Origin of the sequence: Arthrobacter sp. 2YAF22_2, from assembly GCF_052114645.1 — a bacterium.
In the GTDB taxonomy this organism is placed as follows: domain Bacteria; phylum Actinomycetota; class Actinomycetes; order Actinomycetales; family Micrococcaceae; genus Arthrobacter.
The window spans coordinates 1-2,635 of the sequence record NZ_JBFRFD010000496.1 but is presented as its reverse complement, the minus strand read 5'-3'; the positions used below and the strand labels follow the sequence as shown (position 1 = coordinate 2,635).

Annotated in this window: 5 protein-coding genes; all 5 read right to left on the bottom strand. The window is 68.9% G+C overall.

What is annotated here, in order from left to right; all coding sequences use genetic code 11:
* Window positions 1-156 (bottom strand): EscU/YscU/HrcU family type III secretion system export apparatus switch protein (locus AB4Y86_RS16400; protein ID WP_441403240.1); only part of this gene is annotated, 156 nt, incomplete at its 3' end.
* Entirely contained in the window at window positions 156-914 is a 759-nt protein-coding gene (locus tag AB4Y86_RS16395) for a flagellar biosynthetic protein FliR (protein WP_441403238.1), read from the bottom strand. The genes AB4Y86_RS16400 and AB4Y86_RS16395, both read right to left, overlap by 1 nt.
* Before the next feature lies 1 nt (window position 915).
* Window positions 916-1,191: a flagellar biosynthesis protein FliQ gene (gene fliQ / locus AB4Y86_RS16390; RefSeq protein WP_441403237.1), complete on the bottom strand. Its 276-nt coding sequence runs from the start codon at window positions 1,189-1,191 to the stop codon at window positions 916-918.
* Window positions 1,188-1,961 (bottom strand): flagellar type III secretion system pore protein FliP, encoded by a 774-nt coding sequence (gene fliP, locus AB4Y86_RS16385; protein WP_441403239.1) that lies wholly within the window; start codon window positions 1,959-1,961, stop codon window positions 1,188-1,190. Before fliP ends, fliQ begins: the two co-directional genes overlap by 4 nt.
* A 110-nt stretch (window positions 1,962-2,071) precedes the next feature.
* Window positions 2,072-2,635: flagellar biosynthetic protein FliO (gene fliO / locus AB4Y86_RS16380; RefSeq protein WP_441403236.1), on the bottom strand; the 564-nt coding region annotated here is incomplete at its 5' end.

Genomic DNA, 2,635 nt, shown 5'->3' with positions numbered 1-2,635 from the left:
GGCGCCGCTCTGCACGGTGGCCGGGATCATCACCGCGGCCGCGCCGACGGCCAGCCAAGCGGTGAGGTCCTGGGAGCGGGACAGCTGGCCCTTGGACCGGACTTCCCGCATCCGTTTGTCGGTGGCCTGTTCGGTTTTTTCCTGTGAATCCGACATCAGCCCACCCCCAGCACCGTCTTGGCGGCCTGCCCGGCGAGGGTGGACACGATCCGCGGGAGGGCCAGGAAGAGGAAGCCCGCCAGCGAGAGGGTGAGCATGATCTTCAGYGGGAAACCGAGCGAGAACGCGTTCAGCGCCGGCGCCACGCGGGTCAGCAGGCCCAGGCCGACGTCGGCGAGAAACAGCACCACCAGCAGCGGGCCGGCGATCTGCACGGCGGCGAGGAACATTCCGGTGACGGCGGACGTCATGGCCTGCACGGGCTGGGCGAGGTCAAGCCCGCCGGCCAGCGGCAGGGCCGTGAAACTGCCGGTGAGCCCGGCGATGACCAGCTGGTAGCCGTCCGAGGCGAACAATAGAGCCAGGGCGGCCATCTGCAGCAGCCGGGTGAACTGTGCGCCGTTAACCATCATTTGCGGGTCAAAGGCCTGGGCCATCTGGAAGCCGCTGAAGAGGTCGATCAGGCTGCCGGCGGACTGGACGGCGGCGAAGACCAGCATCACCAGGAAGCCCAGCACCAGGCCSGTGACCAGTTCCAGAGCCACCGCGGTGAAGAATCCTGCCGTGTCCCGGGCGGTGTAGCCGGCGGAGGCCCGCTGCGTGACGGCCAGGCCGAGGCCGACGCCCAGCATCGCCTTGATCCGGGCGGGGAAGGCCTGATGCGCGAACGGCGGGGCCACCACCAGGAACGCCGTCATCCGGACACTGGCCAGGAGCAGGACTTCCAGCCATGTCTGGTCGATCGGGAAGTCCACCTCACATGCCCCCGAGCAACGAGGGGATCTTGGCGAAGAGGTCGTTGGTGAAGGACACCATCTCCGTGATCATCCAGTGCCCGCAGACCAGCAGGGCCACCGCGACGGCGGCGAGCTTAGGCACGAAGGAAAGCGTGGCTTCCTGCAGCTGGGTGATGGACTGCAGCAGGGAGATGGCGAGGCCCACCACCAGGGCCGTCACCAGCACGGGAGCGGCAAGCTTGGCGGCGACGATCATGGCCTGGAGGCAGATGTCCAGGACGGCGTTGGCGTTCATCCGGTGCTCGCGTAACTCTGGATCAGGGAGGTGATGATCAGGCCCCAGCCGTCCACCAGGACGAACAGCAGGATCTTGAACGGCAGCGAGATCATCACCGGMGGRAGCATCATCATGCCCATGGACATSAGCGCMGCGGAGACCACCAGGTCGATGACCAGGAACGGGATGAAGATGACGAAGCCGATGATGAAGGCCGCGCGGAGTTCGGAGATCATGAACGCCGGGATCAGGGTCTGCAGCGGCACGGCTTCGGGCGTGGCCGGGTTGTCCATGCCGGCGGCCCGGGTCATCAGCGCGATGTCCTCTTCGCGGGTGTGGGCCAGCATGAAGTGCTGCAGCGGCCCGGAGGCTGCACTGAGCGCGCCGTTGAAGTCGAGGGTGCCGTTCAGGTAGGGCTGCACGCCGATGGTGTTCATCTCGTTGATGACCGGCCACATGACGAAGATCGACAGGAAAAGGGCCAGCCCGGCCAGCACTTGGTTGGGCGGGATGGAGGGCAGCGAGAGCGCGTTGCGGGTCATCGCCAGCACCACGAAGATCTTGGTGAACGAGGTCATCATCAGCAGCAGCGCCGGCGCCACGGACAGCAGGGTGATCCCGATCAGGGTCAGGACCGCGCTGGAGGGCTTCCCGTCCATGCCATTGATGGCGATGTTGACGCTGCCGGTGTCCGGGCTGGCCGGCGCGCTGGGCGTCGCCGGAGGCGTTGGCGGTACGGGTGCGGCGTGGCCGGCGGAGGCGTTGAGCCAGAGCAGCAGCACGGCCAGGAGGACGGCGGCCAGGCCGAGCGCCAGGACCCGGCCGGTATTGCCTGTGCTGGTTCGGGTGCTGCTGCTCGTTGACGGGACGCGGGCGGAGCGGGCGGTGAGGGGGCGGATCAATTGCGGCGTCCGCTCCTGAGAGCGGCAGCGGCCTGCTTCCAGGTGGAGCCCGCCAGGATGGAGCCGTGCAGCGGCGGGCGGGTCCCGGTACCGGGCATATTGCCGCGACCTGGGAGGGTGCCAGTGTGGGTCTCGCGGTGGAGCGAACGGCGGCGCGACGGCGGCAGCCCGGGCAGGCCCGGAGCGGCCGCCGGGGCGCTGCCGGCGTCGTCGGAGGCTCCGGCGAAAGGTGCTGCGGAGACAGTACCGGCACCGGCACCAGTACCGGCGAGGATCTGGGCGAAGGCAGCGGCGGCACCGCCGCGGCGGGGTTCCGCAGCCAGGTCTTCTACGGGCTCCTCCGGGATGTCACCGGTGTGGAGGACGTTGACGGCGTGGTCGGTGACGCCGAGCAGGAAGCGGTGGCCGCCGGCGTCGACCACCACCACCGAGGCGCGCTGGCCGACGCTTTGGCGGCTGACGACGCTCAGGGCGGCGTCAGCGCGGCGTCGTCCCGTGCCTTTGCCGAGACGGCGTTGCAGCAACCAGATCAGGCCAAGCACCGCGCCTAGGGCTACGGC